Below are 22,502 nucleotides of genomic sequence, written 5' to 3' on the forward strand. Positions count from 1 at the left end.
TGATCATGGCACGCCGATGGGCCGGGCAGCGTCGGTTCCGCTGCCCGGCCCGTGATCGGTGTATCGGTGAACCCGCCCGTCAGCAGTGACGCGTCAGGCTGATGCTCCGGACGTCCTTCCAGAGGTCGGGGTTGAACTTGGCGTTGCGGCCAGCGGTGTAGATCTGGTTCGCCTCCGGCAGGCCGATGACGAACTTGCGGGAGTCACCGGGGTTCCGGTCCGCGTGGAGGTAGCCGATCAGACCGCCGCGGTCGTCGAGCAGCTTCGCGTACATCAGCCAGGCGTCGTCGCCGCTGCTGCTCCAGAAGTGGCCCTTGAAGTAGGCGTGGCCGCCGGACGAGAGCTTCCAGGTCGCTCCGTTCATCCGGCGGCAGTCGCCGACGGCGGTCGTCCTGAAGGTGAACAACTTGGTCTCCGTCCCCGCCTTCGAGACGATCCCCTTCGCGTCACTCGCCTGAGTCACCTGGACCGTTTCGGTCGCGGACTGCGTGACGGCCTTCGAGTCGGCCTTCTTCGGGCTGCTGTCCTGGTTCGGCAGCACCATCGCTGCACCCACGGTGCCGGCCGCCACCGCGAGGGCGGCGACCCCGCCCCAAGTGCGGCGGTTCATCAGCTTCTTCGACTGCTTGGTGTCGTTCATGATGTGGTCCCCCGTGGTTTCTGCGCTGATGCGCTGATGCCGGATGCCCGGATGCCTGCTGGGCTGATGCGCTGATGCGCTGTGTCCCGTCCCCGTTGCTCGGGACTTCCTCAGCATCGAGGCGATACGGGGGCACGGCACGAGTAGTCCGCTACTCGATTACGGGGAGGGGGCGCCCCGCTACTCGATTCGAGCCGTTCCCGTGGACGACCACTGTCCCTATGCTCGGTGCGTGACGCCCGATTGGCCGCTTACCGGCCGCTCCGAGCACTTACGTACCATCGAGGACACGCTCAAAGCGGGGCGCGACCCCGTCGGAACCGTACTGATCGGACCGCCGGGTGTCGGCAAGACCCGCCTGGCCAGAGAGGCCGTGGCCGGGGCCGCCCGGCGCGGCGCCCTGACGCACTGGGCGGCCGGCACCCCGGGCGCCCGCGCCGTCCCCCTCGGCGCCTTCGCCACCTGGGCCGCGCCCGTGGACACCGGAGCGGCCGAGGCCCTGCACCGCACGCGGCAGGCGCTGTGCCGGGGCGCGGGCCGGGGCGGGCTCGTGGTCGGTGTGGACGACGCGCAGCTGCTCGACGAGCTGTCCGCGCTCCTGGTCCAGCAGTTGGCGCTCGAGGGAGCCGTCGGTCTGGTCCTGACGGTCCGCTCCGGTGAGCCCGTACCGGAAGCGGTGTCCGGGCTGTGGCAGAGCGGACGGCTGCGGCGGCTCGACGTCCCGCCGCTCGACCTCACGGAGTGCGGACAGCTGCTCGCCTCGGTACTCGGCGGTCCCGTCGATTCGGTCTCGGCGAAACGGCTGTGGCGCCTGACGGAGGGCAACGCCCTGTTCCTGCGCCACCTCGTCGAGGGCGAGCGGGCGGCCGGCGGTCTGTACGAGGCGGCGGAGACCTGGCGCTGGAAGGGCGTCCCCATGGTGACCCCCACCCTGGTCGACCTGATCGCGGCACGCATGGGTGAACTCCCTGATGCCGTACGGGAGATCGTCGACCTCCTCGCCCTCGGCGAACCGCTCGACATCCGGCTGCTCAGCCGCCTGGTGCCACCAGGAGCGGTGGATCCGGTCGAGGCCGCGGAGGAGCGCGGTCTCGTCACCGTCACGCAGGACGAGGACGGCCGGCTCAACGCCCGTCTCGCGCACCCCTTGTACGGCGAGGTCCGCCGGGCGGGGCTCGGCACGCTGCGCGGACGGCGGCTGCGCGGCACGCTGGCCCGCGCCCTCGAACCCGGCAGCACAGTGGCCCGCGCCATCCAACCTCCCGGCACGGCCCGCGCGGACAGCAGCTCCGGCACCTACTCCTGGGACGAGCCCACCGCGCCCCGGCTGCGCCGCGCCCTGCTCCGCCTCGACTCGGATCTGCCGCCCGACCCGACGCTCTCCCTGCGCTCGGCCCAGCAGGCGGCGCTCCTCGCCGACATGCCCCTGGCCGAACGCCTCGCACGGGCCGCCCTCGCGGCGGGCGGCGGATTCCCCGCACAACTCGTCATCGCCACGGCCGTCGCGGCACAGACCCGGACCGGGGAACTCGCCGCGGAACTGGCCCGGTTGGCCGGCCTGGCACGCACCGACCTGGAGCACGTCCAGGCCGCCGTACCGCAGATCATGGGCCTCGCGCTCATCGCCGAGGACGCGGCGGCGGCCCACGGCGCGCTCGCGGCGACCAGCGCACGGCTGCGGGATCCCGTAGCCCACCGCCACCTCGCCGCGATCCGCTCCTACCTCGGCGTCCTCGGCGCGACCGGGGACGCGGACGCCCTGCGCGACACCGATACGGCGGCGGGGGCCGAGGAGCCCGAACCGGTCCTGCTCGCCCACCTCACCCGCACCATCGCCCATGGCATACGCGGCCGCGGCGGCCAGGCGCGGGAAGCGGCGGCCAAGGCGCGGGAGGCGATGGCCCGCTCCTGGCAGCTCGGCTATCTGCGCACCCCGCTGTCGCTCGCCGAGGTCGCCGGGGAGTGGCTGGCGGGACGGACCGCCGAGGCGGTGGCCCTGGCCGAGTCGTACGGGGAAGGGGACCTCAACATCCCGTTCGGCGCGGAGCTTTCCCACTGCGTCCTCGGCGAGGCCATGCTCGAACAGGGCAGGCCGGGTGACGCCGAACGACTGCTGCGGGACGCCGTCGGCGGGCTGCGCGAGCACGGCAACGCGGGCGGATTCCTTCAGTTCTCCCTGGTGGCCCTGGCCCGCGCCCGCGCGCTGCTCGGCCAGGCGGGGCCGGCCGGGCACACCCTCGCCCAGGCCGAAGCGGCGCACAGCCCGGTCTTCGCCGTACGCGATCCGGAGCTGTGGGTGACGCGGGCCTGGACGGCTGCCGCGGAGGGCGCCCTCAGCGAGGCGGTGCGTCACGCCCGCGGGGGCGCCGAACTGGCCGCCGCACGGGGCCACTTCGCGTACGAAGTGTGGGCACTGCACTGCGCAGTGCGTCTCGGGGACACGAGCCGGGCCACGGCCGAGCGGCTCGCCGTGCTGGCGCGGGACGTGGAGGGGCCGGCGGCCCAAGGCGCCGCACGCCATGCGGCGGCGCTGCTCGCGGACGACGGCGAGGCACTGCGCGCGGCCGCCCTCGCCCTCGCCGCCTCCGGCGCCCCGGCCGCGGCGGCGGACGCGCATGCCCAGGCCGCGAGTGCGTTCCACCGGTCCGGCCGTACGGGGTCCGCGGGTACGGAGTCCGCCGCGGCCGACCGTCTCGCCACGGACTGTCAGGGTCTGCGCACCCCGGCCCTGCTGGCATGGGCCCGCCCCCTTCCCCTGACCCGCCGCGAACGCGAGATCGCCCTCCTCGCGGCGGCGGGCCACAGCAACCAGCAGATCGCGGACCGCCTCACGCTCTCCGTCCGTACGGTGGAGGGCCACCTGTACCGCCTGTGCTCGAAGCTCGGAGTGACCAGCCGCGCCGAACTGGCCCACGTACTCGACCCGTCAGGCACGAGCGGGTCCCGGCCCTGAGCGGTGTCCCGTTGGTGGGCCGAGCTGTTGAGCGGATGTCTCTGCCCGGTTCTGCGGCCCAACTGGACCTGCCCCCGCGGCGCGGCGGGCCTCGCGTAGGGTCGCCAAATCCTTACGGATCAGAGGAGTTGGCGATGGAGCACACATTGCGATGGGGCGCCCGCGCGGCACTGACGGCGGTGGCGGGAGCCGTGCTGCTGGTGGGCTGCACGGAGGAACCGGGAAAGCAAGCCATGCCCCGCCCGACGTCCACGGCCGCTCCCCAGGACGCCGCGGCCCTGGCCGAGCGCTACACGGCGGCCGGCGGGGACCCTGACGTGTACGGGATCCAGGTCGAGGACGGACCGGAAGGCGTGCCCCGGGTGGTCATCCGGACCCGCAACACGGATCCCGATGACGCGATCTTCCGCCGGCAGAACATCTCGGTCACCACCCACCTGACGACGAAGGAGGGGGCGTCCTTCAAGAAGGGCTACTTCATCGAGGTCTTCGGCCCCGACGGCGAACTCATCCACCGCATGGATGCTCGCCCCTAGACGTGCTGCCCGGACAGCACGCGTCCACCTCGATCAGCCGTCGGCCCGGAACAACGACGACCCCGTCAACGATCGCTTGGCCGCGCTCACCGGTCGCACCCTGCCGCGCGCTCACGGACGGGCGCAGTCCGCCCAGAGGTACTTGCCGGGTTGTTGCAGCGTGTACGCCCCGTAGCGGTCCGCGCAGGCCTGGACGAGCAGGAGCCCCCGCCCGCGTTCGCCTTGCGGCGCCTGCACGGGAACGCCGACGAACGGGGGTGGGATCTGCGGGTTCGCATCCCACACGCCGACGCGCAGCCCACCGCCGGGCCGCTCCCCGACACGCAGCCCGTACGGCCCGCCCTCCCCATACAGATGCGCATTGGTGACCAGCTCACTGGCCAACAGCTCCGCGGTGGGGGTGAGTTCGTCGAGTTCGTACGTGTGGAGGATCGCGCGGAGGGTTGCGCGGGCGATTCCGGGGGCGCGGGGGTCGTGGGGCAGTTGGAGGGTGTATGCCCAGGGAGCTGGCATTACGGTTGCCATCTGAAGTGTCCTTTCCGGTCGGGTGGTTGAGGGATGCGGTGGCTCTGCCGCGGCGTCCGCGGTTCTCTTCCGGTGGACTCAGAGTGACATAAACTATTTGCGGATCTCGCAATCGCTTTATGTCTTCATTCGTGTGGGTGACAAGGGAGTTGAGCCATGGCTCCGCGTACCGCCGCCTCCGTCCGGCGCCTCCGACTGGGCACGGAACTGCGCCGACTCAGGGAACGCGCCGGCCTGTCCGCGACGGAAGCTGCGCGCGAGCTAGGCGTAAGCCAGGCGCAGTTGAGCAACATCGAAGCGAGCCGATTCGGCGTCAGCCCTGAGCGTCTGCGGTCGCTGGCCCGCATCTATCGGTGCTGCAACGAGGACTACCTCGACGGGCTCGTCGAGTTGGCCACGGAGCGGAAGGGCGGGTGGTGGGAAACGTTCCGGGATCACCTGCCCGGCGCACTCCTCGACATCGCCGAGCTGGAGCACCACGCCACGCGACTGTGCTCCGCCACGACCGCGCACATTCCAGGGCTGCTCCAGACCACGGATCACGCACGCGAGATCTTCCGCCAAGTGGTCCCGGAGTTCACGCGCTCCGACCTCGAACACCGCGTCGGCTACCGACTCCAGCGTCAGGCTGTCCTCGACCGCGAACCGCCCACCCCGTTCCGGGCGATCGTTCACGAGGCGGCGCTCCGCGTACCGGTAGGCGGCACGTCCGTCGCAAAGCAGCAGCTCCAGCACTTGCTGGACCAGAGCGACCGCAAGCACATCGCCGTTCAGGTCATCCCATTCGCGATCGGCGCCTACCCGGGGTCGGGGCAGACGATCTACTACGTGTCGGGCCCTGTCCCTCAACTCGACACCGTGTCACTGGACCAGTCCCACGGCCCTGTACTGGTGGACGCCGAAGCCCAGTTGGAGTCCTACCGTCTCCTGCTCGACCGCATGACGTCCGTGGCCCTCAACGCCACGCAGTCCCGTGACCTCATCCACGCCATCCGCAAAGAACTGTGAGGAAACCATGCCCGACTGGCAGAAGTCGTCCTACTGCGGCCAGGGCGAGTCTTGCGTCCACGTCGCCGCCGAAGACACAGCCGTCCTGCTCATGGAGAGCGCCGATCCGAGCGGCGTGGTACTCCGCATGCCCAAGACCGAGTTCGCCGGCCTCCTGGCCGACATAAAGGCCGGCGCCCCCGCCCCGACCGCCCCCGACGGAACGGTTCGCCTGGGCCCGGTCACCACCACGACAGACAAGTGGCGCGCCTTCCAAGAGGGCGTCCGCGCAGGGGAGTTCGACCACGTCGTAGACACCCCGCATGCCACCGCGACGTAACGATCGGAACAGCTCGGTGACCGAGTGGGCGGAGCGAACGCTTCCGCGCGAGGCCGTGGTCCAGAATCCTGCCACCGTCCCCAGGATCGCGACCCCAGGAGCCCGCCATGCCTCAGCCGCAGGTCATCCCCGTCACGCTCACCCCCCAACAGGCCACAACCGGCGCCCTGTTCGAGGTCGACCAGGGCGGGCAGCGGATCGCCCTGCAGATCCCGCCGTGCCGCCACGGTGACGAGATCCGCATGACGGTCGGCGCCGCGGAGGTCATCCTCAAGATCCAGATAGATATCTTCGCGGGCCCGGGGGCGCAGCAGCCCGCGAACCCCTACGGAGCGCCGGCCCGGACCGGCCCTTCGGCCGGTTCGCGGGCCAGGACCGCGGTCATCAAGACCGTGCTGGCCGTCGCCGTCGCCGGCGGACTGCTCCTCGCCATGAACCTGGGCGATGACGACGACAGCAAGAACACCGGCTCGGACAGCCCCACCACCGCCGCCTCCACCCCGGCTGCGAGCGACCCGGCCACGGACAGCCCGTCCCCGTCCGAGAGCCCGGCCCCGGACCCGTACGACCAAGGCACCTGCCTCAACGGCACCCTGCCCGACTCGGAGACCGCACAGGAGGTCAACGACGTCGAGGAGGTCGACTGCTCGGCGAGCGACGCGCACTACAAGGTCATCCAGACCTTCCCGATGACCTCGGACCTCAACGAGTGCAACGCCAACCCGAAGACCCAGTACGCCTTCTCCTCGCAGTACACGATGAACGGTGCCGTGATCAGCGAGTACGTCTACTGCCTCGAGGGCATCGGCTCCTACGCCCGCAGCTGACCACCGCTCGGGCCGTACGGCAATCGGGCCGTCCCGCACCCATCCCCGGGGGAGAAACCGCATGGCGCCCAAGGTCATACCGATCACGATCACGGCCGAGCAGGCCGCCACCGGCGTGGACCTGCCCGTCCAGGGCAGCGGCATCGACGCCACCTTCCAGATCCCGCCCTGCCGCGAAGGCGACCTGATCCCCGCCTACCTGGCGGGCAACGAGGTCCGGCTGCGCATCGTCATCGTCAAGGAGCGCTCGCGCCCCAACCCCGCGATCGGCCGCTTCCTGGGCGCGTTCGCCGTGATCGCCGCCGCGGCGGGCGTCATCGTGGTCCAGCGCTGAGCCGGAGGTAACGAGGGACGCGCCCAAAGGGCACGAGTTCCGCCGCCACGTCAGCTCATTGCCCCACGTCACCACCCGTGATACACAGAGTGACCATACGGAACGCCGTATACCGCCCGGGTCTCCCCCCAAGGGGAGTACCGGGCGGTATTCGTCGGTCCGGCACGCCTCCGGGACAACTCTGGCAACTGATGGCCGTAAGTCGACATGCGCCGGGCAAATCTCGGAGACAATGATGCCTGGCCTCTGCGCACCGGCAGGGGGTGCGGGAACTACCCACAAGGGGCGGTGAGTTACATGCTTCTGGCAGCCGAAAAGGGCGACATCACCACGATCATCGGCGGGATCGCCCCCGACTGGGGGCCGTTCGGGAGTCTGGGCGGCGAAGCCCGCGTGATGATCGAGGTCGTGATGGCGATCGCCATCCTCATCTGTCTCGGGATCGCGATCTGGGGCGCCGCGAAACAGCGCATCGGCGCGACGGCCCTCCGGGACACCTTCAGCGCCGAGCAGGGCAAGGGGCTGATCGTCGCCGGCCTCACGGGCGTCTTCATCATCGGATCGCTCGGCACACTCTTCACGATCGTGTACGGGATGGCCGTCTAGACGCCTCCCCCGTACCCGAGTTCGCAGTCGCCGACCGGGGCACCACCGACTGTTCCCGGCCACATTCCCATTCGTCCGTCGTGCCCACCGGCTGAGGTTGCGTCTCCCTGATGTCCAGTCACCACTCCGCGCACACGCGGCGACCGGCACGGCTACCGTCGTACTGCGCGGTTCTGCAATCGGTTGAGGGGGCGTACGCGTCATGAGTCTTGGCGGCGGTTACGACGACGATCGTCCCGGTCCCGAGGACGGCGTCTTCTACGGCGGTACGGGAACGACGCGGACGCGACTGCCCGAGGGCGACGGCGACAGCTACGGAGCGCCCCGCCGCCCGGCCCGGGCCTCACGTTCCCTGGTCACGGTGGTCGGTGTGGTGGTGCTGCTGATCGCGGCGATTGCCTTTGCCAATCAGGGGGGTGACCCCTCCGACGACTCGGGCTCCGGCGGCTCGGGGCCGGAGGCCAATCCGACGGCGGCGTCTGGTGAGAGGCCGGTGTCCGGCGAACGCGGAGGGGTCCCGGCGGGGTTCGCCCACAACGCGAAGGGTGCGCAGAGCGCGGCGGCGAACTACGCGGTCGTACTGGGCGGCGACGGCATGTTCAACAAGGCCAGTCGCCACGAGATCGTCGACTCGATCTATACGCAGAAGTCCGCGAGTGACCTCAAGGGCCCGATGGACAAGGCCTATTCGCCCGAGTTCCTGGCCAAGCTGGGGCTCGACGAGAACGGCAAGGCTCCTCAAGGCAGCACGTTTGTCTCGCGGACGATGCCGGTCGGAACGAAGGCGGTGAAGAGCTCGGCCGACAGCGCAACGGTGGAGGTCTGGTACACCGGCCTGATCGGGATGTCCGGTACGAACTCGACGGATCCCGTCCGCACCACGTGGAAGACCTGGACCTTCGAGCTCACGTGGACCGACGGTGACTGGCGCATCGTGAACGACAGCCAGAAGGACGGGCCCACGCCCGTTCCCGGGGACGAGCCCGCTTCGACGTCCAAGGACATCAGCGAAGCCGTCGAGCAGTACGGAGGGTTCACGTATGCCCGGTAAGAGCTCCCGTATCCGATCCCTGGCAGCTGTCGCCGTCACGGTTCAGGCCGCCGCGATCCTGCTCGCCTCCCGGGCGGCCGCAGCGCCGGACCCCACGGACAGCCCGTGCGACCTTCTCATCGGTCCGGCCAAGAAGTACTGCGAGGAGGGCGAGTCCGGCTCATCCGACGCCCCCAAGACCCCCGCCGACGACGCCCTCAACACCCTCGACCCCCTCACCTCGCTCGCAAGGGGCTGTGCCGACGCCGCCTCCTGGACCGTCGACAAGCTCAGCGACGCCGTGTCGAAAACAGCCGAAGTCGACTTCACCAACGACAAGTTCCTCCAGAGCTACGCCGTCGTCTTCGCCGCCTCCACCATCCTCACCCTCCTTCTGTGGCTGCTCGCCGTGGCCAAGCGGGCCGTACGAGGTGTCCCCCTCACCACGGCCATCAGCGAGGCCATCGGCTTCCTCTGGCTGACGGTCCTCGCCTCGGCCTTCACGCCGCTGATCCTCTACACGGTCGTCTCCGCCACCGACGGCATCACCGATGCCATCGCGCAGGCCACGGGGAATCAGACGGACACGTTCTTCGGGACCTTCTCCGAGGCCCTGAAGAAGGGCGAGAACATCGGCGGCGGCCCGATCATGCTGATCGTCGTCTCGCTCGTGTCGATCCTCGCGGCCGGAATCCTCTGGCTCGAGCTGGTCATCCGGGCCGCGCTCCTCTACGTGGGCGCCCTGCTCGGGACCGTCGTGTACGCGGGGCTCGTCGACAAGAACCTCTGGGGCCACGTGCGGCGTTGGGCCGGGATCATGATCGCGGTGATCCTCGTCAAGCCGGTCATCGTCATCGTGCTCGGTCTCGCGGGCGCGCTCAGTGACGAGGACGGCCCGAACGCGTTCTCCGCCGTCGTCTCCGGCCTGAGCATCATCCTGCTCGCCATCTTCGCCAGCGCGATGATCTACCGCTTCGTGCCCGGCTTCGGCGACGAGATCGCCGCCGGCCGCAACAACCGCATCATGCGCGGCGCCGAGAACAAGGCCGCGGCCGTGATCTCCTCGCCCGCCGCCCTCGTCTCGCAGGGCATCAAGACCCACAGCTCGCGCGGCCGTGGCGGCGACAACAACCAGGGCGGCCAGGCCAGGCCCGCCAACCCCGCCTCCGGCGGAGTCGCCGCGCACAGCAGCCGCGGATCCAACGGCGGCGGAACCGTCCCCTCCGCCGCACCCCCTCCCCGTACGACTCCGAGCACGGGCACCCACAGCTCGCGCGGAGCCGGACCCGCAGGAAGCACAGCAAGCCGCACCAGCAACCGCTCGGGAGGTGAAGGGCGTTGACGACCCAGTCCCATACGGTCACGCCCCGCCGCACCTATCTCATCGGCCGTGCCCGGCCGAACGCGATCATCGGAAAGAACCGTGAGACCGGCGAGATCGCACTGATCATCGCGGGCGCGTTCCTCGGCATGATGTGCGGGCTCCTCGTGCCCGTGCTCAGCCTCAGGATCGTGCTGCTCATGGGCTTCCCGATGCTCGCGCTCGCCGCGGTGTACGTCCCGTACAAGGGCCGCACGATCTTCAAGTGGTTCGAGATCAACCGTAGTTACAAGCGCACCCTGCGCCAGGGCACCGCCTACCGCTCCGGTGCGCCCGAGGCCGGTGTGCGGATGGACGGACGCGAGATCGAGGTCGGTCCGCCGCCCGGGATCGGCCGGATCACCTGGCTCGCCGCGCCCTTCGGCCCGGACGAGATCGCCGTACTGCTGCATGCCGACCGCCGTACGGTGACGGCGGCGATCGAGATCGAGGGACCGGGCGTCGGCCTGCGGGACTCCGAGGACCAGGAGGCCCTGGTCGACCGGTTCGGCACGCTGCTCAAGCATGTCGCGAACGGCGACGGCTTCGTGACCCGCCTCCAGATGCTCGCCCGCACCCTGCCCGCCGACCCCGACGCGCACGCCAAGGACGTGGCCGTACGCGGGGACGAGAGGGCGCCGGTGTGGTTGCAGGACTCGTACGAGCAATTGCAGTCCATGGTGTCGACCAGCAGTGAGCAGCACCGGGCCTATCTGGTGGCGTGCATGCACTACAGCCGGGAGCTGGCGGCCGAGGCGGCGGCGATGGCGAAGGCCACGCGGCCGCTCGCGGGACGCAAGGTGGACAAGGACGCCGGGCTCGCCGTGGTCATGGCGCGTGAGCTGACGGACATCTGCTCGCGGTTGCAGGAGGCGGACATCCGCGTACGGCAGCCGCTCGGGCAGGGGCGGCTGGCTTCCCTCGTGCACTCGATGTACGACCCGGACCACCCGATCGACCACATCCAGGCCATGACCAAGCGCAATGCCTGGCCGGCCGAGCTGGACGCCCGCGAGGCCACGTATCTGACGGCGAAGACGCGGGAGTCCTCGACGCGTGCGCCCTGGTGCCATGCGACGGCCTGGGTGAAGGAGTGGCCGATGACGCCGGTCGGCGTCAACTTCCTCGCCCCGCTGCTCGTCCACACCCCGGACGTGATCCGGACCGTGGCCGTGACGATGGACCTCGAACCCACCGAGATCGCCATCGAGCGGATGCTGACCGAGAAGACCAACGACGAGGCCGAGGCCTCCCGTCAGATGAAGATGAACCGCACGGTCGACCCCCGTGACATCGCCGCGCACTCCCGCCTCGACCAGCGCGGCGAGGACCTCGCGAGCGGTGCAGCGGGCGTCAACCTGGTCGGCTACATCACGGTGTCCTCCCGTAACCCCGAAGCACTGGCCAGGGACAAGCGGACGATCCGCGCCTCGGCCGGCAAGTCCTATCTCAAATTGGAGTGGTGCGACCGCGAGCACCACCGGGCCTTCGTCAACACGCTGCCGTTCGCGACCGGCATCCGCCGCTAGCCGCCGCCGAAGCCGTCGTAAGGGGCCCACTCATGCGCGATCCGCTGACAGCGATCACGGATGCATTCACCGCCTTCCTGTTCGGCAAGGTGGAGACGACCCGTCTGCCCGTCCGCACCTCCACCGGCCAGGCGCAGGCCGTCTACCTCCCGACGGCCGCCCCGGGGCTCGGAGACTCGGGCGTGATCATCGGCCGCGAGGTGTACTCCGGCAAGGGCTATATCTACGACCCCTTCCAGTTGTACGGGCAGCAGCTGCCGGCTCCGCACTGGCTGGTGCTCGGGGAGTCCGGCAACGGCAAGTCGGCACTCGAGAAGACGTATGTCCTACGGCAGTTGAGGTTCCGCGACCGTCAGGTGGTCGTGCTCGACGCGCAGGGTGAGGACGGGGTGGGCGAATGGAACCTCATCGCCCAGGAGCTGGGCATAACGCCGATCCGGCTCGACCCGACCGCCGCCCTGGACATGGGGATCCGGCTCAACCCGCTCGACCCTTCGATCACGACCACCGGTCAGCTCGCGCTGCTGAGGACCATCATCGAGGTCGCGATGGGCCACGGGCTCGACGAGCGCTCGGGCTTCGCCCTGAAGGTCGCGCACGCGTACGTCAACGAGACGATCGTGGAACGCCAGCCCGTCCTGACCGACATCGTGGAGCAACTGCGCCATCCGGAGCCGGAGTCGGCCGAGGCGATGAACGTCGCGCTCGAGGACGTACGGGCCTGGGGCCTGGACGTCGCCCTGGTCCTGGACCGCCTGGTCGACGGTGACCTGCGGGGCATGTTCGACGGGCCGACGACGGTGGGCATCGATCTGGACGCCCCGCTGATCGTCTTCGACCTGTCCCACATCGACCGCAACTCGATCGCCATGCCGATCCTGATGGCGATCGTGGGCGTGTGGCTGGAGCACACGTGGATCAGGCCCGACCGCAAGAAGCGCATCTTCCTGGTGGAGGAGGCGTGGCACATCATCAACTCGCCTTTCGTGGCACAGCTGTTCCAGCGGCTGCTCAAGTTCGGCCGGCGGCTCGGCCTCTCCTTCGTGGCCGTGGTGCACCACCTGTCGGATGTGGTGGACGGTGCGGCGGCCAAGGAAGCGGCTGCCATCCTGAAAATGGCGTCCACACGCACGATTTACGCCCAGAAGGCGGATGAAGCGCGGGCCACCGGAAGGGTTCTTGGTTTGCCGCGCTGGGCCGTGGAGATCATTCCCACGCTGACCCCCGGTATCGCGGTCTGGGACGTCAACGGCAATGTCCAAGTCGTCAAGCACCTCATCACCGAGATGGAACGGCCGCTGGTGTACACCGACCGGGCCATGACGGAATCCGGTGCGGACCAGGTCGCCTCGGCCTCCGAGGAACTCCTCGCCGCCGAACGGGAGGCGGAGGAGCGGGCGTTGGCCATGGAGTACCAGATGGGGTCGCAGCAGATGGGTTCGTCCTCAGAGTCCACGGTGGCGTGAGATGCGATACGAGCATGAGCGGGGGTACCACCGGGACCGCAGACCGGAGTCGGGCGGAGGCATCCCTGACGGACTGCTCGTGGGGCTGCTCGCGTTCGTGCTCGGCCTCTCGGTCCTCGTGTGGACGGCGACCGGGTTCGCGGGGCTGCTCGCGCACGGGTCCTGGCCTTCGGGTGTGTCCTTCGGGCGGACGCCGTTGGCGATAAGGCACTTGGTGGCCGCGCCGCACGACGTGGCCGGTGCCTGGCCCACCACCCCCGCGTCGGAGCTTTCCGGGTACGGGCTGATGTGGGGCCTGGTGATCGGCCAGGCGATGGTGCTCGTGGTCCTCACGGTGTTCGTGATGGGGACGTGGACGCGGTGGCGTGCTGTACGTGCTCGCGAGCGGGCTGCCGCCGGTTCTTCCGGGCTCGCCTCCTCCCCAGCCGACGGGGACGTGGAGAGGGGGATCCCCTCTCCTTCCCGCGACGGAATCGCGGAGCAGCCCGTGACGCCGGAGGCGTCAGTGCCCTTGGCGCCGGAGGCGCCGGTCGAGCGGGTGCTGGAGGCATCGGTCGAGCGGGTGCCGGAGGCACCGGAAGCACCGGCCCCGGAGGGGCCGTCCGCCTTCCCACGGCAGCGCAAGCCGCTCGTACTGGGCGACCCGCAGACCCGTAAACCCCTTGCCGTACAGGCGATTCAGGACGCCGAGGGCGCAGCCGTCATCGTCACGAGCGACCCCACCGTCTGGGAGGACACCAAGGACGCCCGGGCCAAGCTCGGCCCCGTCCTCCTCTACGATCCGGGCCACCTCTGCGACACCCCGGCCCGTATGCACTGGAACCCCGCAGTCGGCTGCGAGGACAAGCAGACCGCACGGGAGCGAGCCGAGGCCCTGCTCGCCCCGGTCCGCCCGACCGCCAAGCTGGACGCGGCCACGGCCGCCACCGCGGAGACGCTGCTGCGCAGCTACCTGCACGCCGCCGCCCTCGACAGCCGCGCCTTCAAGCACGTCCACCGCTGGGCCCAGGGCAGCAACGTCCAAGACGCGGTCCGCACGCTCCGTACGCACACCAAAGCCGCACCCGGCTCGGCAGGCGAACTCGAGGCCGAGCTCACCGCTCACCCCGAACGCCGTGACATGGCACAGGAGTTGACCGCCCGCGCCCTATCCTCGCTCTTCTCGATCCACATCCGCGAGGCGTGCACACCCAACCGAACAGATGCCCTCACCCTGGATTCCTTCGCCGACGAAGGGGGCACGCTTTACGTGGTGGGTGAAGCCATCGAGGATCCACGGACGCAGCCCGGTGCCATGCCTTTGCTCACCGCACTCGTGTCGAGCGTGGTCGAGCGCGGCCGGCGCATGGCCGAACGGTCATCCGCCGGTCGCCTCGACCCACCACTGACCTTGGTACTGGACGATGTCGCCGCGGTGGCTCCGCTTCCCCAGCTCCCGGAGCTGCTCACGCCCGGCACCGAACACCAGGGTCTGGTGACACTGGCCCTGCTCCGCTCGCGGGAGCAGGGCCGCTCGCGCTGGCCGGACGCCGAACTGCCGGTCTAGGCCGCCTGCTTCCCGTACAGCTGGAGAAAGAGCTCGACCCCTTCGCGGACGAGCCGCTCGAAGGCCTCGGGTTCCAACGGCAGCGCGCCCTGCGCCGACTCGATCTGCACGGCGCCCGCAGTGAACAGCGCCCAGTGCCGCGTCGCCCGGTCCGCGTTCTCCTCGTCGATGGCGAGCAGCCCGGCACGGCCGGCCTCGAGCAGGTGCTCCCGCAGCGCCGCCCGCGTCGCCTTCGGCCCGATCCGCTGCCACTCCCGCAGTACGTCGAGCGGCAGCCGGTTCGCCTCGGCGACGATCTGCCGTACGAGGGCGAAGTGCTCGGGGTGCGTCTCGGTGCCGCCGACCCACTCGACGGCCAGGTCGTACAGATCCGTAGCGGGGTCGCGGAACTTGTGGAAGTGCCGTTCAAGGAGCGCCTGTTGGGCCGTGGTCACCGCGACGGAGCTGTCCATCAGGACCGCGCGGAACAGCCCTTCCTTGTCGCCGAAGTGGTTGTAGAGCGTACGGCTGGAGACCCCGGCCTCCGCAGCGATCGCGTCGATGCTCGCCCGCGTGTAGCCGTCGCGCCCGAAGACGGCACGGGCGCCCTTCAGGATCGCCTGCCGCTTCTCCAACATCCCCTTACGCAAAGGCTTTTGCCTGGTTCCACCCTGATTCACCACGCCAAACCTCAACCTAGCTTGACCCGAAAATTACAATGACCGTTGTAATAACTACAACGCTCGTTGTAGCTTATCGCCATGGCAACCGCAGCGCACACCCCGGCGCACAGGGGCAGGACCACTCTGGCCGTCGTCCTCCTCGGCCTCTTCACCCTCCCGATGGCCATGTCCGGCACCACCGTCGCCCTGCCGAGCATCGGCGCCGACCTCGACGCGAGCGGCGGGGCCCTCAACTGGGTGGTGACCGGCTACTTCCTCGCCGCCTCCTCCTTCATGCTCGTGGCCGGTTCGCTCGGCGACCTCTACGGCCGCCGCCGGCTCTTCTCGCTCGGCGCGCTCCTCTACACCGTCAGCACCGTCGCCTCGGCCGCCGCCCAGAACATCCTGCTGCTCGACATCGCCCGCATCATGGTGGGCATCGGCGCGGCCGGCGTGATGGCCACCGGCACCGCGCTGCTCGCCACGATCTTCGAAGGGCCCGCCCGCACCAAGGCGTTCGCGCTGGCCGGCACCACGGGATCCGTCGGCCTCTCGCTCGGGCCGACCGTCTCCGGTTCGATCGTGGACGCCCTCGGCTGGCGCACCACCTTCCTCGCCTACGCGGCCGTGGGCGCCGTGATCCTCGTCGGCTCGGTCGTCCTGCCGGACGCGCGGGCCGCCGTACGCCCGAAGGTCGACAAGGCGGGAGCCGCCACTTTCATCTCCGGTCTCGCCCTCACCCTCTTCGCGATCACCCAGGGTCCGCAGCAGGGCTGGGGGTCACTCGCCACCCTGCTGCCGCTGGCCCTCGGACTCGGGCTGCTCGTCACGTTCGTACGCCTCGAGCGACGGCTCGCGGCCGCGGGCGGCCGGCCCATCCTCGACATCTCCCTGACCGGCAACCGCAAGTTCATCGCCTGGCCCCTCGGCTCCTTCGCGCTCGGCGCGGGCACCGGGGCGGCCATGGTCTTCCTGCCCACGTACCTGCAAGGGACCAGCGGGTTCAGCGCACGGGAAGCCGGACTCGTGCTGCTCTTCCTGAGCGTCCCGATGGCCGTGCTGCCCCAGGTCGGCGCGCGGCTGGTCAACCGCGGTGTGACCGTGCGCACGCTGCTCCTGACCTCCCTGCTCCTGATCGCCGCGGGCAATATCTGGCTCGGCGCCGTCCTGCACCCGGGGATGGGCACCGCCCCGCTCGCCGCCCCGGTCCTGGTCCTCGGCGCCGCCACCGGGCTCTCCTTCGGCATCATCGACGCCCAGGCGCTCACCGCGGTCGACTCCTCCCGTACGGGAATGGCCTCGGGCTTCCTCAACACGGTCCGGGGCGGCACCGGCGCGGTGATGCTCACGGTCTTCGGCGCCCTGCTGCTCGCGCTGCTCGAAGCGCGGGCCGGCTCACCCGAGGCGGCCGGGCGGATCTCGTCGGGGGTGGCCCAGGAGGCCCTACAGGCCGAGCAGTTCAGCGAGTCGATGCGGCTCGGGCTGTGGGCGGTGGCCGCTCTCGTGGCCGTACTCGCGCTGGCCGTGGCGGCGCTGACCCGGACGGGCACACGGCCCGGCGCCCGGAGCACCGACCGTACGAACACCGACCCGGCACCGCTGGCGAAACCCACAACACTGCAGACTCGCTGATCGCCCCTCGCTTCAACTGTCCGTATATCGAACACACTTGACCAAGAGGAGTTCCCGCCATGTCCACCATGTCCACCACGCCCTACCGCCTCGCCGTGATCGTCGGCTCCACCCGTGAGGGCCGCTTCGGACCGACGGTCGGCCAGTGGTTCACCGCGCTCGCCGAGCAGCACTCCGGCGCCGAGCTCGACGTGATCGATGTCGCCGGCCTGGAGCTGCCGGCCTGCCACCCCGACTGGGGTACGGAGCGCACCCCGGCCCTGGTGGAGCTGGCCGCGCGGGTCGAGGCCGCGGACGCCTACGTGGTGGTCACCCCCGAGTACAACCACAGCTACCCGGCCCAGCTGAAGCACTTCATCGACCTGCACCGCACCGAGTGGAACGCCAAGCCGGTCGGCTTCGTCTCGTACGGCGGTGTCTCCGGCGGTCTGCGCGCCGTCGAGCACCTGCGCCAGGTCTTCGCCGAGGTGCACTGCGTGACCATCCGCGACGGCGTCAGCTTCCACCAGGCCTGGGACCACTTCGGCGAGGACGGCAAGGCGCACGACCCGCAGGGTGCGGCGGGCGCGGCCAAGACCATGCTGGACCAGCTGGACTGGTGGGCCCGGACGCTCCGCGCGGGCCGCGCGGAGCGTCCGTACAACTAAGGCCTGCGCTGTGGCTTCCGCTGTGGCCTGCACTGTGGCTTCCGCTGTGGCCTGCACTGTGGCTTGCGCTATGGCTTGCTGAGCACCATTTCGTACTCCAGCTTCGAGGGGTCGGCCTGCAAAGGGACGACCCCTCCGCTGCGTTCGAAGCCGATCTTCTTGTACGCGGCCTGCGCCCGGTGGTTGTCCTGGTGGACGAACAGCCGCGCCCTCTCGACACCCTCGACCGACCAGGACCACTCGGCGGCGGCCTCGAACAGCCGCTGCACAAGACCGCTGCCCCGGTGGTCGTGGTGCACGTAGACACCCACGAAGTGCGTACCGGTCACCGGCATCTCGGTGCCGAAGAAGTCCTCGGTCCCCGCACGCTCCACGATCGCCACCGTCGCCCCGACCCAGCTGCCGTCCGCCGCGACGGCCACGAACTGCCGCCCGTCCGTGCCGTGGGAATTGCCCGCCGCACGCTCCTGCCAGAAACTGTCGGGGCGCCCGAGCGCCGCCTCGTACGTCTCCAAGTAGGCGATGGGTGCGGCCGGGTCCTGCAGCGCGAGCAACCGCAGTTCCTTGACCTGCTGCCATTCCTCGGCCCGTACGGGGCGTATCTCATAGCTCATACGGAGATCGTCGCCGCAGCTCCGTGCGGACCGCAAGCGGGTATCACGCATGCGTCCCCGAGCAGGTATCACGCACCCGTCGTACCCGGGTACTACGCGCACGGCGAAGTTCCCGTCCCCGGTCCGACGGAACGACGGCTCGCGCTCCTTAGCGTCGTAGACATGATTCGAGCCAACGGACTCACCAAGAAGTACGGCGACAAGACCGTCGTCGACGACCTGAGCTTCGAGGTCAAGCCCGGCACCGTCACCGGCTTCCTCGGCCCCAACGGAGCCGGCAAGTCCACCACGATGCGGATGCTGCTCGGCCTCGACGCCCCGACCCGCGGCACCGCCACCCTCGGCGGCCGCTCCTACGCGGGCCACGCCGCCCCGCTCACCGAGGTCGGCGCCCTCCTCGAGGCCCGCTCGGTCCACCCCGGCCGCAGCGCCCGCAACCACTTGATCGCCCTGGCCCTCACCCATGGCATCCCGGGCTCCCGCGTCGACCACGTACTCGACCTGGCCGGCATCACCGAGGTCGCGGGCAAGCGCGTCAAGGGTTTCTCGCTCGGCATGGGCCAGCGCCTGGGCATCGCGGCCGCGCTGCTCGGCGACCCGGCCACGGTGATCCTCGACGAGCCGGTCAACGGCCTCGACCCCGAGGGCGTCCTGTGGATCCGCAACCTCCTCAAGTCCCTTGCCGCGGAAGGCCGTACGGTCCTGGTCTCCTCGCACCTGATGAGCGAGATGGCCCTGACGGCCGACCACCTGGTCATCATCGGCCGCGGCAAGCTCCTCGCGGACACCACGGTGGATTCCTTCGTACGGGAAGCAGGCGCCGGAGCCGTCAAGGTGGTCACGCCCTCGGCCACGGAACTCGCCGCGCTCCTGGCGGGCCCTTCCGTGACGGTCACCAGCGACAGCCCCGGCACGCTGGACGTGCGCGGCACGGACGCCGAGCAGATCGGCCGCACCGCCGCCGCCCACGGCATCCCCCTCTTCGAACTCACCCCGCGCGCCGCCTCGTTGGAGCAGGCCTTCATGGACCTGACCCGCGACTCGGTCGAGTACAACGCCACTGTGATCTCCGAGACCTCCGTGAAGGGACACGCAGCATGAGCACCGCCACGATCGCCCGGCCGGCCCGCACCACGTCCTCCTACGCCGTGACGTCCGCCCGGGTGCTGCGCTCCGAATGGCACAAGTTCTGGACGGTCCGCTCCACCTGGATCACGCTGCTCTCCTCGGCAGTCATGATCATCGGCCTCGGGCTGCTTGTCTCCGCCAACTACGACACGGGCAACCGGGAGTTCGTCGACCCGATCGGGATCGGTCTGGCGGGCACGCAGATCGCCCAGATCTCCCTGCCGGTCCTCGGTGTCCTGATGATCGCGGGCGAGTACACGAGCGGCATGATCCGCGCCTCGCTCACCGCGGTGCCCAAGCGGGTGCCCGTCCTGTGGTCGAAGGCCGCCGTCCTCGCGGCCATCGTCTTCCCGCTGACCCTGGTGACCTGCCTGATCGCCTACCCGCTGGGGCAGGTCTTCCTGGCCGGCACCGACCAGGAGGCCGCCCTCACCGACCCGGGCGTCCTCACCTCCCTCCTGGGGGTGGCCGCCGGCATCACGGCCCTGTCGGTCTTCGCGCTCGGGCTCGGCGCCGTGCTCCGCTCGGTCGCGGGCGGCATCTCGGCCTTCGTCGGCGGCGTCATGATCCTGCCCGAGGTCGTCTCCATGATCCCCGTCGACGCCGTGGACACCGCGATCGAGTACTTCCCGGTGCAGGCCGCGGGCAACGTGGGCGCCCTCGACACCATCGCGGGCGCGCCCTCGCCGGCCGCGTCCCTGATCGCCCTGGTGCTGTGGGCGGTCGGCTCGGTGGCCGTCGCCGCGCTCTTCCTCAAGCGACGGGACGTATGACCTGCCGTGACGGAGGATGATCCCGTGACCGATCAGCAGAGAGGGGGCGTCCGCGCCGCGGACGCCCTCTCGTCCACCCGCCCGCTGCAGCAACTCCTGCAGCGCATCCGCGTCTTCGACCGGCGCAGGCCGTGGGTGTGGGACCTCGTCGTCACGGTGTTCTGGGTCGGTGCCGCACTCACCGATTACGCGAGCAGCGGCTGGCGCATGATCGCCCAGAACCTGAACGTGCCGGACTGGCAGCTCCTCGTCCTCAGCCTGGGTTTCACGATCCCGCTCTACTGGCGCCGCCGCCACCCCATGGCCGTCCTCCTCGCGACAGCACCCTTCGCGCTGGCCAACGGCTGGACGGGGGCCATCCTCCAGGCCCACTTCGCCCAGCTCATCGCGGTGTTCAACCTGGCCGTGCACCGCCCGCTCAAGCAGCTCGTCCCCGCCGCCGCGGTGGTCCTCCTCCCCTTGGTCCCCGGGGCCCTGCGCTATCCACTCGCGGCCTGGGACGGCTCGTTCGGCCCCGCGGTCTGGGGCTTCATCCTCACCGCGCTCCTCGGCATCGCGGTCCGCTCCCGTATGGAGCACCTCGCCTCGCTCGTCGAGCACGCGCGCCGGCTCGAGATCGAACGCGACCAGCAGGCCCAACTCGCCGCCGCCACCGAACGCACCCGTATCGCCCGCGAGATGCACGACATCATCGGCCACAACCTCTCGGTCATCACGGGCCTGGCAGACGGCGGCGCGTACGCGGCTCGCAAGAACCCCGAGCGTGCGGTGCAGGCCCTGGAGGCCATCGGCACCACCAGCCGCGGGGCCCTGACCGAACTGCGCCGGCTCCTGGACGTCCTGCGCGAGGAGTCCCCCGCCGCCGAACTGGCCCCCGCACCGGCCCTCTCCGACCTCGACTCCCTCATCGAGGGCGTACGTTCGGCAGGACTCCCCGTCCGTACGACGGTCGAGGGCTCACCGGCCGCACTGCCCCCTGGCATGGAGCTGTCGGTCTACCGCGTCATCCAGGAAGCCCTCACCAACACCCTGAAGCACGGCGGCCCTTCGGCGACCTCCGAGGTACTCGTCTCGTACGCGGCCGACGCGGTCACGGTGACCGTCACGGACACCGGCCGCGGAGGCGCACCTGATCCCGACGGGACCGGCCGTGGACTGGCCGGGATGCGGGAGCGAACAGCCCTCTATCAGGGCACACTTGAGGCCGGACCCCGGCAGGCCGGCGGCTGGCGGGTCCGTCTCCGCATGCCGATCCCGCCCTCGCTTCCGTCCCTGTCTCAGTCCCCGGAAGGCCCCACTCCGTGACGACCGTGCTCATCGTCGACGACCAGCCCATGCAGCGCTTCGGCTTCCGCATGCTCCTGGAGAGCCAGGACGACCTGACGGTCGCGGGCGAGGCGTCCAACGGCGCCGAGGCGGTCCGCCTGGTCTCCGAACTCCGCCCGGACGTCGCCCTGATGGACATCCGTATGCCGGGCCTCGACGGCATCGAGGCGACCCGCCGTATCGTCGCGGCCGGCGACCGCACCCGGGTCCTGATCCTCACGACGTTCGACCTGGACGAGTACGCGTACGCGGGTCTGCGGGCCGGAGCCTCGGGCTTCCTGGTCAAGGACGCCCAGCCCGAGGAACTCCTCGCCGGCATCCGCGCCGTGGCCTCGGGGGACGCGGTGGTCGCCCCGAGCCTCACACGCCGGCTCCTCGACGCGTACGCGGAGAAGCTGCCGAAGCCGGGCGAGCCGGAAGCGGCCGCCCAGGACTCCCGCATCACTCAACTCACCGACCGGGAAAGGGAGATCCTCACGGTCATCGGCCAGGGCTGGACCAACTCGGAGATCGCGGAACGCTTCCACCTCGCGGAGTCGACGGTGAAGACCCACGTGGGCCGCATCCTGGCGAAGACGGGGGCACGGGACCGGGTCCAAGCGGTGATCCTCGCTTATGACACCCGTTTGGTGAAGCCTTCCTGAAGCGAGTGCAGAAACACAAAAAGGCCCCCGCACAAAGTGCGGGGGCCTTTTCTTTAAAATTAGTTCGGCGGCGTCCTACTCTCCCACAGGGTCCCCCCTGCAGTACCATCGGCGCTGTGAGGCTTAGCTTCCGGGTTCGGAATGTAACCGGGCGTTTCCCTCACGCTATGACCACCGAAACACTATGAAATTCTGAACCGATGCCTCAACCCTCCTGTGGCCCAGGACGGGAGGCGTGTTGTTCATTATTTCAGAACCAACACAGTGGACGCGAGCAACTGAGGACAAGCCCTCGGCCTATTAGTACCGGTCAGCTCCACCCTTTACAGGGCTTCCACATCCGGCCTATCAACCCAGTCGTCTACTGGGAGCCTTAACCCCTCAAAGGGGGTGGGAATACTCATCTCGAAGCAGGCTT

22 protein-coding genes and 2 rRNA genes are annotated in these 22,502 nt (G+C 69.9%); 18 read left to right on the forward strand and 6 right to left on the reverse strand.

The window, feature by feature from the left end:
- Window positions 1–79: 79 nt before the first annotated feature.
- A complete protein-coding gene (locus ABT367_RS05850; protein ID WP_352249976.1) occupies window positions 80–640 on the reverse strand; it encodes a DUF6294 family protein in 561 nt (186 codons plus the stop codon).
- Between the two features lie 232 nt (window positions 641–872).
- Between ABT367_RS05850 and ABT367_RS05855 the strand changes: the two genes are divergently transcribed.
- Together ABT367_RS05855 and ABT367_RS05860 are read left to right on the forward strand one after the other, a co-directional pair.
- Window positions 873–3,593 carry a LuxR C-terminal-related transcriptional regulator gene (locus ABT367_RS05855; protein ID WP_352249978.1) on the forward strand — a complete coding sequence of 907 codons (2,721 nt, stop codon included), beginning with the start codon at window positions 873–875 and terminating at the stop codon, window positions 3,591–3,593.
- A gap of 134 nt (window positions 3,594–3,727) precedes the next feature.
- Window positions 3,728–4,129: a hypothetical protein gene (locus ABT367_RS05860; RefSeq protein WP_352249980.1), complete on the forward strand. Its 402-nt coding sequence runs from the start codon at window positions 3,728–3,730 to the stop codon at window positions 4,127–4,129.
- Window positions 4,130–4,240: 111 nt separating this feature from the next.
- Here ABT367_RS05860 and ABT367_RS05865 read toward each other — a convergent pair whose 3' ends face one another.
- Window positions 4,241–4,654 (reverse strand): ATP-binding protein, encoded by a 414-nt coding sequence (locus ABT367_RS05865; protein ID WP_352249982.1) that lies wholly within the window; start codon window positions 4,652–4,654, stop codon window positions 4,241–4,243.
- Window positions 4,655–4,810: 156 nt separating this feature from the next.
- On the opposite strand from ABT367_RS05865, the gene ABT367_RS05870 reads away from it, so the two are divergent.
- The 10 genes from ABT367_RS05870 (at window position 4,811) to ABT367_RS05915 (ending at window position 14,679) form a co-directional block, all read left to right on the forward strand.
- Window positions 4,811–5,662, forward strand: a complete 852-nt coding sequence (locus tag ABT367_RS05870; RefSeq protein WP_352249984.1) for a helix-turn-helix domain-containing protein — start codon at window positions 4,811–4,813, stop codon at window positions 5,660–5,662.
- Window positions 5,663–5,669: 7 nt separating this feature from the next.
- Window positions 5,670–5,981, forward strand: coding sequence for a DUF397 domain-containing protein (locus ABT367_RS05875; protein ID WP_352249986.1), 312 nt, complete (start codon window positions 5,670–5,672; stop codon window positions 5,979–5,981).
- Window positions 5,982–6,088: 107 nt separating this feature from the next.
- Window positions 6,089–6,808 (forward strand): LppU/SCO3897 family protein, encoded by a 720-nt coding sequence (locus ABT367_RS05880; RefSeq protein WP_352249988.1) that lies wholly within the window; start codon window positions 6,089–6,091, stop codon window positions 6,806–6,808.
- Between the two features lie 61 nt (window positions 6,809–6,869).
- Window positions 6,870–7,142, forward strand: coding sequence for a hypothetical protein (locus tag ABT367_RS05885; RefSeq protein WP_352249990.1), 273 nt, complete (start codon window positions 6,870–6,872; stop codon window positions 7,140–7,142).
- 297 nt (window positions 7,143–7,439) lie between these two features.
- Window positions 7,440–7,748 (forward strand): hypothetical protein, encoded by a 309-nt coding sequence (locus tag ABT367_RS05890; protein WP_187819562.1) that lies wholly within the window; start codon window positions 7,440–7,442, stop codon window positions 7,746–7,748.
- A gap of 202 nt (window positions 7,749–7,950) precedes the next feature.
- Window positions 7,951–8,799 carry a hypothetical protein gene (locus ABT367_RS05895; protein ID WP_352249992.1) on the forward strand — a complete coding sequence of 283 codons (849 nt, stop codon included), beginning with the start codon at window positions 7,951–7,953 and terminating at the stop codon, window positions 8,797–8,799.
- Window positions 8,789–10,120 (forward strand): hypothetical protein, encoded by a 1,332-nt coding sequence (locus ABT367_RS05900; protein WP_352249994.1) that lies wholly within the window; start codon window positions 8,789–8,791, stop codon window positions 10,118–10,120. The genes ABT367_RS05895 and ABT367_RS05900 overlap by 11 nt, the downstream gene beginning before the upstream one ends.
- Entirely contained in the window at window positions 10,117–11,667 is a 1,551-nt protein-coding gene (locus ABT367_RS05905) for an SCO6880 family protein (RefSeq protein ID WP_352249996.1), read from the forward strand. Before ABT367_RS05900 ends, ABT367_RS05905 begins: the two co-directional genes overlap by 4 nt.
- A 32-nt stretch (window positions 11,668–11,699) precedes the next feature.
- Complete coding sequence (locus tag ABT367_RS05910) at window positions 11,700–13,133, forward strand: ATP-binding protein (RefSeq protein WP_165335291.1); 1,434 nt, start codon at window positions 11,700–11,702, stop codon at window positions 13,131–13,133.
- A 1-nt stretch (window position 13,134) separates the two neighbouring features.
- The gene (locus ABT367_RS05915) at window positions 13,135–14,679 is read left to right on the forward strand and encodes a type VI secretion protein (protein ID WP_352249998.1); all 1,545 of its coding nucleotides are present in this window, start codon (window positions 13,135–13,137) and stop codon (window positions 14,677–14,679) included.
- Here ABT367_RS05915 and ABT367_RS05920 read toward each other — a convergent pair.
- Complete coding sequence (locus ABT367_RS05920) at window positions 14,676–15,296, reverse strand: TetR/AcrR family transcriptional regulator (RefSeq protein ID WP_352249999.1); 621 nt, start codon at window positions 15,294–15,296, stop codon at window positions 14,676–14,678. The two genes, ABT367_RS05915 and ABT367_RS05920, sit on opposite strands and share 4 nt — an antisense overlap.
- A gap of 123 nt (window positions 15,297–15,419) precedes the next feature.
- Between ABT367_RS05920 and ABT367_RS05925 the strand changes: the two genes are divergently transcribed.
- The gene (locus ABT367_RS05925) at window positions 15,420–16,952 is read left to right on the forward strand and encodes an MFS transporter (protein WP_352250001.1); all 1,533 of its coding nucleotides are present in this window, start codon (window positions 15,420–15,422) and stop codon (window positions 16,950–16,952) included.
- A 59-nt stretch (window positions 16,953–17,011) separates the two neighbouring features.
- Window positions 17,012–17,599 carry an NADPH-dependent FMN reductase gene (locus tag ABT367_RS05930; protein WP_434975408.1) on the forward strand — a complete coding sequence of 196 codons (588 nt, stop codon included), beginning with the start codon at window positions 17,012–17,014 and terminating at the stop codon, window positions 17,597–17,599.
- Between the two features lie 68 nt (window positions 17,600–17,667).
- Here the strand turns inward: ABT367_RS05930 and ABT367_RS05935 are convergent, their stop codons facing one another.
- Window positions 17,668–18,213 (reverse strand): GNAT family N-acetyltransferase, encoded by a 546-nt coding sequence (locus ABT367_RS05935; protein WP_352250002.1) that lies wholly within the window; start codon window positions 18,211–18,213, stop codon window positions 17,668–17,670.
- Window positions 18,214–18,375: 162 nt separating this feature from the next.
- Here ABT367_RS05935 and ABT367_RS05940 point away from each other — a divergent pair, with 162 nt between their 5' ends.
- From ABT367_RS05940 to ABT367_RS05955, 4 genes are read left to right on the forward strand one after another with little or no spacing between them, the layout of a single operon-like run.
- Window positions 18,376–19,314 (forward strand): ABC transporter ATP-binding protein, encoded by a 939-nt coding sequence (locus ABT367_RS05940; RefSeq protein WP_352250004.1) that lies wholly within the window; start codon window positions 18,376–18,378, stop codon window positions 19,312–19,314.
- Window positions 19,311–20,114: an ABC transporter permease gene (locus ABT367_RS05945; protein WP_352250006.1), complete on the forward strand. Its 804-nt coding sequence runs from the start codon at window positions 19,311–19,313 to the stop codon at window positions 20,112–20,114. Before ABT367_RS05940 ends, ABT367_RS05945 begins: the two co-directional genes overlap by 4 nt.
- A 24-nt stretch (window positions 20,115–20,138) precedes the next feature.
- Complete coding sequence (locus ABT367_RS05950; protein WP_352250008.1) at window positions 20,139–21,419, forward strand: sensor histidine kinase; 1,281 nt, start codon at window positions 20,139–20,141, stop codon at window positions 21,417–21,419.
- Window positions 21,416–22,084 (forward strand): response regulator transcription factor, encoded by a 669-nt coding sequence (locus tag ABT367_RS05955; RefSeq protein ID WP_352250010.1) that lies wholly within the window; start codon window positions 21,416–21,418, stop codon window positions 22,082–22,084. Before ABT367_RS05950 ends, ABT367_RS05955 begins: the two co-directional genes overlap by 4 nt.
- A gap of 62 nt (window positions 22,085–22,146) precedes the next feature.
- Here ABT367_RS05955 and rrf read toward each other — a convergent pair.
- Both rrf and ABT367_RS05965 read right to left on the reverse strand, forming a co-directional pair.
- Window positions 22,147–22,263, reverse strand: a 5S ribosomal RNA gene (rrf, locus tag ABT367_RS05960).
- 101 nt (window positions 22,264–22,364) lie between these two features.
- A 23S ribosomal RNA gene (locus ABT367_RS05965) occupies window positions 22,365–22,502 on the reverse strand; the annotation flags it as partial.

The sequence above is a fragment of the Streptomyces mesophilus genome, assembly GCF_040300965.1.
Taxonomy (GTDB): domain Bacteria; phylum Actinomycetota; class Actinomycetes; order Streptomycetales; family Streptomycetaceae; genus Streptomyces; species Streptomyces mesophilus_A.

What these genes read in the sequence shown, in the direction of transcription:
- ABT367_RS05910 (WP_165335291.1), top strand. Translation starts at nt 11,700, where the DNA reads ATGCGCGATCCGCTGACAGCGATCACGGATGCATTCACCGCCTTCCTG.
- ABT367_RS05890 (WP_187819562.1), top strand. Translation starts at nt 7,440, where the DNA reads ATGCTTCTGGCAGCCGAAAAGGGCGACATCACCACGATCATCGGCGGG.
- ABT367_RS05925 (WP_352250001.1), top strand. Translation starts at nt 15,420, where the DNA reads ATGGCAACCGCAGCGCACACCCCGGCGCACAGGGGCAGGACCACTCTG.
- ABT367_RS05940 (WP_352250004.1), top strand. Translation starts at nt 18,376, where the DNA reads ATGATTCGAGCCAACGGACTCACCAAGAAGTACGGCGACAAGACCGTC.
- ABT367_RS05945 (WP_352250006.1), top strand. Translation starts at nt 19,311, where the DNA reads ATGAGCACCGCCACGATCGCCCGGCCGGCCCGCACCACGTCCTCCTAC.
- ABT367_RS05895 (WP_352249992.1), top strand. Translation starts at nt 7,951, where the DNA reads ATGAGTCTTGGCGGCGGTTACGACGACGATCGTCCCGGTCCCGAGGAC.
- ABT367_RS05930 (WP_434975408.1), top strand. Translation starts at nt 17,012, where the DNA reads ATGTCCACCATGTCCACCACGCCCTACCGCCTCGCCGTGATCGTCGGC.
- ABT367_RS05935 (WP_352250002.1), bottom strand. Translation starts at nt 18,213, where the DNA reads ATGAGCTATGAGATACGCCCCGTACGGGCCGAGGAATGGCAGCAGGTC.
- ABT367_RS05870 (WP_352249984.1), top strand. Translation starts at nt 4,811, where the DNA reads ATGGCTCCGCGTACCGCCGCCTCCGTCCGGCGCCTCCGACTGGGCACG.
- ABT367_RS05915 (WP_352249998.1), top strand. Translation starts at nt 13,135, where the DNA reads ATGCGATACGAGCATGAGCGGGGGTACCACCGGGACCGCAGACCGGAG.
- ABT367_RS05885 (WP_352249990.1), top strand. Translation starts at nt 6,870, where the DNA reads ATGGCGCCCAAGGTCATACCGATCACGATCACGGCCGAGCAGGCCGCC.
- ABT367_RS05875 (WP_352249986.1), top strand. Translation starts at nt 5,670, where the DNA reads ATGCCCGACTGGCAGAAGTCGTCCTACTGCGGCCAGGGCGAGTCTTGC.
- ABT367_RS05850 (WP_352249976.1), bottom strand. Translation starts at nt 640, where the DNA reads ATGAACGACACCAAGCAGTCGAAGAAGCTGATGAACCGCCGCACTTGG.
- ABT367_RS05920 (WP_352249999.1), bottom strand. Translation starts at nt 15,296, where the DNA reads ATGTTGGAGAAGCGGCAGGCGATCCTGAAGGGCGCCCGTGCCGTCTTC.
- ABT367_RS05860 (WP_352249980.1), top strand. Translation starts at nt 3,728, where the DNA reads ATGGAGCACACATTGCGATGGGGCGCCCGCGCGGCACTGACGGCGGTG.
- ABT367_RS05880 (WP_352249988.1), top strand. Translation starts at nt 6,089, where the DNA reads ATGCCTCAGCCGCAGGTCATCCCCGTCACGCTCACCCCCCAACAGGCC.
- ABT367_RS05900 (WP_352249994.1), top strand. Translation starts at nt 8,789, where the DNA reads ATGCCCGGTAAGAGCTCCCGTATCCGATCCCTGGCAGCTGTCGCCGTC.
- ABT367_RS05865 (WP_352249982.1), bottom strand. Translation starts at nt 4,654, where the DNA reads ATGGCAACCGTAATGCCAGCTCCCTGGGCATACACCCTCCAACTGCCC.